This is a genomic window from Nocardioides sp., from assembly GCF_031422975.1.
Taxonomy (GTDB): domain Bacteria; phylum Actinomycetota; class Actinomycetes; order Propionibacteriales; family Nocardioidaceae; genus Nocardioides.
This window is the reverse complement of sequence record NZ_JANPEO010000484.1, coordinates 1-4912: the sequence shown is the minus strand read 5'-3', so window position 1 is coordinate 4912 and position 4912 is coordinate 1. Positions and strand designations below refer to the sequence as shown.

Sequence of the window (4912 nt, the reverse complement as noted above, 5' to 3'; positions counted from 1 at the left end):
GCCCGGGGGGCCGGCCTCGTCGCCGGCGGCGACTTCCGCCACAGCCACGTCGCGGTCGCCATCGGGGACCTCACCGGCCAGCTGTTAACCGAGGGGCGGCGGCGCAACGACTGGGGGCATGCCTACGCCGCCGGGCTGGCCGAGGCCGACACCGTCCTGGACTCCCTGCTGGCCGGCGCGAAGCTGGAGCGGAGCGCCGTGCGGACCCTGGGCCTGGGCCTGCCGGCCCCGATGACCGACGGCGTGGTCCGCACCTCGGCGATCCTGCCCGGCTGGGTCGGCGTCAACGCCCAGGACGCCGCGCACGAGGTCTTCGGTGTCGTGGTCCACACCGACAACGACGCCAACCTCGGGGCCCTGGCCGAGCACCGCCGGGGCGTGGCCCGTGGCCACGACACGTCAGTGTTCGTGAAGGTCTCCTCGGGCGTGGGCGCCGGCATCGTGCTCAACGACAAGCTCTTCCATGGCGCCGGCGGCACGGCCGGGGAGATCGGGCACCTCACCCTCGACGAGAACGGGCCGGTGTGCCGCTGCGGAAGCCGGGGCTGCCTCGAGGCCTACACCTCCACCGTGGCCCTGCAGGCGATGATGGGCCTGCAGCTGCCCGGCGCCACCGTCGACGACATCGTCGCGGCCGCCCGTGACGGCAACGTCTCGGCCCTGCGAGCCCTCGAGGACGCCGGGCTCCACCTCGGTTGGGCGCTCGCCAGCGTCGTCAACCTCCTCAACCCGGCGCTGGTCGTGGTCGGCGGCGAGCTGGCCCGCGCCGGAGAGCTGCTCCTCGAGTCTGCCCGGATCGGGCTGCGCCGTCATGCCCTCGACGCGGTCGCCTCGACCCCGGTCGTCGCCTCCAAGCTCGGCGAACGTGCCTCGCTGGTGGGCGCCGTACTCCTGGCTGCCGAACGCACGGAGCTCCTCACCGACTGATGCGCGCACGCCCTCGACACCGGCGTGGTGATCACCCGAGAGCCCCGACTTCCTCACCCTGCCGGCGTACCGCGTGATCCTGGCCGCCGGGGACTGAGGGCCCGCAGGAAGCCGCCGGAGGCGATCTGCACCCCGCCGACCCACACGTCGGCCACATCGGCGTCACTCGCCAGCGCGAACACCTTGCCCAACGCTTCGTCGGGCGAGCCCGCGTGACGCAGGCCGATGTCCAGCGCGGTCCCGGCGGGCGGGCGCAGGCAGATCGCGTCGAACTCCTTGCCCTCGGAGAGGTCCCCGACCACGTCGTCGAGTCCCAGTGCTGCCGCGCCCGCCGCGGTGCTGAGGTGCAGGAGGTGCGCGGGCGTCAGCGAGAAGCCCCGGTCGCCGAGCAGGCGCTGGACGAAGTAGGCCTGCAGTCCCTCCTTGAACAGGGAGAAGCCGGTGCCGGCGCCGACGTCGCAGCCCAGGGCCACGGGCACGCCCGCCGCCACGTGGTCACGCAGCCGGAACAGTCCCGAGCCGAGCGCCGAGTTGCTGCTCGGGCAGTGCGCCACCGCCGTACGACGAGTCGCGAGCACGTCCAACTCGGCATCCAGGGGGTGCACGTTGTGGGCGAGGACGGAACTCGGCCCCAGCAGGCCGTGGTGGTCGTAGGTGTGGACGTAGTCGGACCGGTCGGCGAACTGGCCCGCGACGGTGGCCACCTCGGCGAGATTCTCGTTGACGTGCGAGGTAAAGAAGGCGCCCTCGACCTCGGACATCACGGCGGCGCACGCCTCGAGGATCGCGTCGGAGGCCGACAACGAGAAGCGCGGGGTGACGGCGTAGCGGGCTCGTCCACGGCCGTGCCAGAGCGCGGCCAGCTTCACCGCTTCGGCGTGGGCCCGCTCAGGCGTCGTGAGCAGCGGCTCCGGCAGCATCCGGTCGCTCACGACGAGGCCGCTCGTCACCCGCAGCCCGAAGCGCGCCGCCTCGGTGAAGAGCGCGTCGACGGCCGGGGCGAAGTGGGAGCCGAACACCAGGGACGTCGTGGTCCCGGCCGCGATGAGGCTGGCCACGAACTCGCCCGCGATCACCTCCGCATAGTCGCGCGACGCGAGGTTCTGCTCCTCCGGCAGCGCGCACCGCTCGAGCCACTCCAGCAGCGGCATGCCGAGCGCGCCGATCACGCGGACCTGCGGGAAGTGCACGTGGGCGTCGACGAGGCCCGGCAGCAGGATCCCGGCCCGCAGGTCGATCACCGCGGCGTTCGGATGGGCGGCCGCCACGGACGCGAACGGCCCACGGTTGGTGATCACGCCCGCGTCGGACACCGCCAGGCCGAGGTCGTCGGCGTAGCGGAAGCCGGGAGTCTGCGCACCGTCGGAGAACGGATCATCGGGCGTGTCGAACGCGCGAGCCCGATACAGCACCCCGCCCGGCGTCATGCGTCGGCTCGGGCTCGCTCGGCTGCGAGCAGCCGCAGCAGGTCGGCGGCCACCGAGACCGCGATCGTCGCCGGCTCCTTGCCGGAGAGTTCCGGCACCCCGATCGGGCTGTGGATCCGGCCGACCGCCGCCTCGTCGTGGCCCTCGACGAGGAGGCCCCGCTGGAACCTCGCCCACTTCGAGGCCGAGCCGATCAGTCCGACGCTGCCCAGGTGGTGGCACCGCAGGGCGGCGTCGCAGATCGCGAAGTCCTCGGCGTGGTCGTGCGTCATCACCAGCACGTGTGCCCCGGCCGGCACCGTGCCCAGGGCCAGCTCGGGCACCGGCGAGTGATGCACGCGTACGGCGCCCTCGCCGTCGTCGAGGCATGCCAGCCGCACGGGCGTGAGCTGGTCGGCGCGGGAGTCGACGAGATGCAGCTCGAGGTCGTGCCGGACCAGGATCCGGGCGAGCTCGAGGCCGACGTGGCCGACACCGAAGATCGCCACCGCGGGCACGACCGGCAGCGGCTCGAACAGGACGGTGACCTCTCCCCCGCAGCACTGGCGGCCGTGCTCGGTACGAGCCCGGTCGGTCAGGCCGAGGGTCAGCTGCTCGGGGGCAGCACCACCACTCGCAAGCATCTCCCGGGCGCGCCCCACGGCGGTCTCCTCGAGGTTGCCGCCGCCGACACTGCCCCAGGAGCGGTCCTTCGCGATCACCATCTTGGCGCCGGCGTCGCGCGGCGCATGCCCGCGAACCTCGACCACGGTGACCAGCACCCCGGCAGCACGCTGCATGCGGAGCAGCTCGACGGCAGCGATCCAGTGCATGTCAGGCCCCCATCGCCGGGTGACGGGCTCGCTCGATCGCCCAGAACACGGCCTCCGGCGTGGCCGGTGATGCGAGCTCGACGCTCGCGCCGGGCGCACCGAAGGCCCCGACGGCCTCGCGCAGCGCCTCGCGCACGGCGAACGCCAGCATCAGCGGGGGCTCGCCGACCGCCTTGGAGCCGTAGACCACGCCGTCCTCGTGGGCCTGCTCGAGCAGCGCGACGTTGAACTCGTCGGGCAGCTCGCTGAAGCTCGGGAGCTTGTAGGTGCTGGCGGACTGGGTCGTCAGGCGACCGCGGCCGGGGCCGGCGGACTCGTCCCAGCGCAGGTCCTCCAGGGTCAGCCAGCCCAGGCCCTGCACGAAGCCGCCCTCGATCTGGCCCACGTCGACGAGTGGGGAGAGGCTGTCGCCGACGTCGTGGACGATGTCGACGCGGCGCGTGCGGTAGGCGCCGGTGAAGCCGTCGACCTCGACCTCGGCAGCCGCGACGCCATAGGCGAAGTACTTGAACGGGTGCCCCTGCATCGTCGAGGCATCCCAGTGGATGCCCTCGGTCCGGTAGAAGCCGGCCGCCCACAACTGGATGCGGGCGAAGTAGGCCTCCCGGACGAGGTCCCCCCACGGCAGCTCGCGACCGGCGGCGTGGGCCGTCAGGCGCGCGAGGATCTGCTCGCAGGCGTGCTTGATGGCCCCGCCGTTGAGGTCCGCGCTGGAGCTGGCGGCGGTCGCGGACGTATTGGGCACCTTGTCCGTGCGGGTGGGCGCGACCCGCACCGTGTCGAGCGGGACTCCGAGCGTGGTGGCCGCGACCTGCAGCATCTTGGTGTGCAGGCCCTGGCCCATCTCGGTGCCGCCGTGATTGATCAGCACCGAGCCGTCCCGGTAGACGTGCACCAGCGCCCCGGCCTGGTTGAAGGACGTGAAGTTGAAGGCGATGCCGAACTTCACCGGGGTCAGCGCCAGGGCACGCTTGGTGTGCTCGTGGGCGGCGTTGAAGACGGCGATCTCCCCCTGTCGACGCGCCACCTCGCCGGTCGTCAGCACCTGCTCCCACGCGGCGGCGACCCGCTCCGGATGGCGGACCACCTGGCCGTACGGAGTGGCCTGGCCCTCGACGTAGAAGTTGCTGCGGCGCAGCTCGACCGGGTCGATCCCCAGCAGGGGCGCGCAGCGACCCAGGATGTCCTCGATCACGAGCATGCCCTGCGGCCCGCCGAAGCCACGGAACGCGGTCTGCGACGTCTTGTTGGTGCGCGCCACCCGACCGTGCAGGCGGACGTGCGGGATCCAGTAGGCGTTGTCCACGTGGCACAGCGCCCGCGCGAGCACCGGCTCGCTCAGGTCGAGGCTCCAGCCGCCGTCGGAGGTGAGCGTCGCCTCGAGCGCCTGCAACCGGCCGTCGTCGTCGAAGCCGACGCGCCAATCCGCGTGGAAGCCGTGCCGCTTGCCGGTCATCGTCAGGTCGTGGGTGCGGCTGAGTCGCAGCCTGACCGGACGGCCGGTCAGGGTAGCGCCGAGTGCCGCGACCGCTGCGAACCCGTGCGGCTGCATCTCCTTGCCACCGAACCCGCCACCCATGCGCAGGCACTGGACGGTGACGTGGTGGCTGCGGAGGCCGAGCACGTGGGCGACGATCTCCTGCGTCTCGGTCGGGTGCTGGGTGCTGCTCTGCACGAAGACCTGGCCGGCCTCGTCAACCAGCGCCAGCGACGCGTGCGTCTCGAGGTAGAAGTGCTCCTGGCCGG

4 protein-coding genes are annotated in these 4912 nt (G+C 72.6%); 1 reads left to right on the top strand and 3 read right to left on the bottom strand.

What is annotated here, in order from left to right; translation table 11 throughout:
- Window positions 1–927 (top strand): ROK family protein (locus tag RMO85_RS14475; RefSeq protein WP_310529428.1); only part of this gene is annotated, 927 nt, incomplete at its 5' end.
- A gap of 53 nt (window positions 928–980) precedes the next feature.
- On the opposite strand, the gene RMO85_RS14470 is transcribed toward RMO85_RS14475, so the two are convergent.
- The 3 genes from RMO85_RS14470 to RMO85_RS14460 form a co-directional block, all read right to left on the bottom strand.
- On the bottom strand, window positions 981–2354 hold the full coding sequence (locus RMO85_RS14470; protein ID WP_310529427.1) for a guanine deaminase: 1374 nt from the start codon (window positions 2352–2354) through the stop codon (window positions 981–983).
- Complete coding sequence (xdhC, locus tag RMO85_RS14465) at window positions 2351–3166, bottom strand: xanthine dehydrogenase accessory protein XdhC (protein WP_310529426.1); 816 nt, start codon at window positions 3164–3166, stop codon at window positions 2351–2353. The genes RMO85_RS14470 and xdhC overlap by 4 nt, the downstream gene beginning before the upstream one ends.
- 1 nt (window position 3167) lies before the next feature.
- Window positions 3168–4912 (bottom strand): molybdopterin cofactor-binding domain-containing protein (locus tag RMO85_RS14460; RefSeq protein WP_310529425.1); only part of this gene is annotated, 1745 nt, incomplete at its 5' end.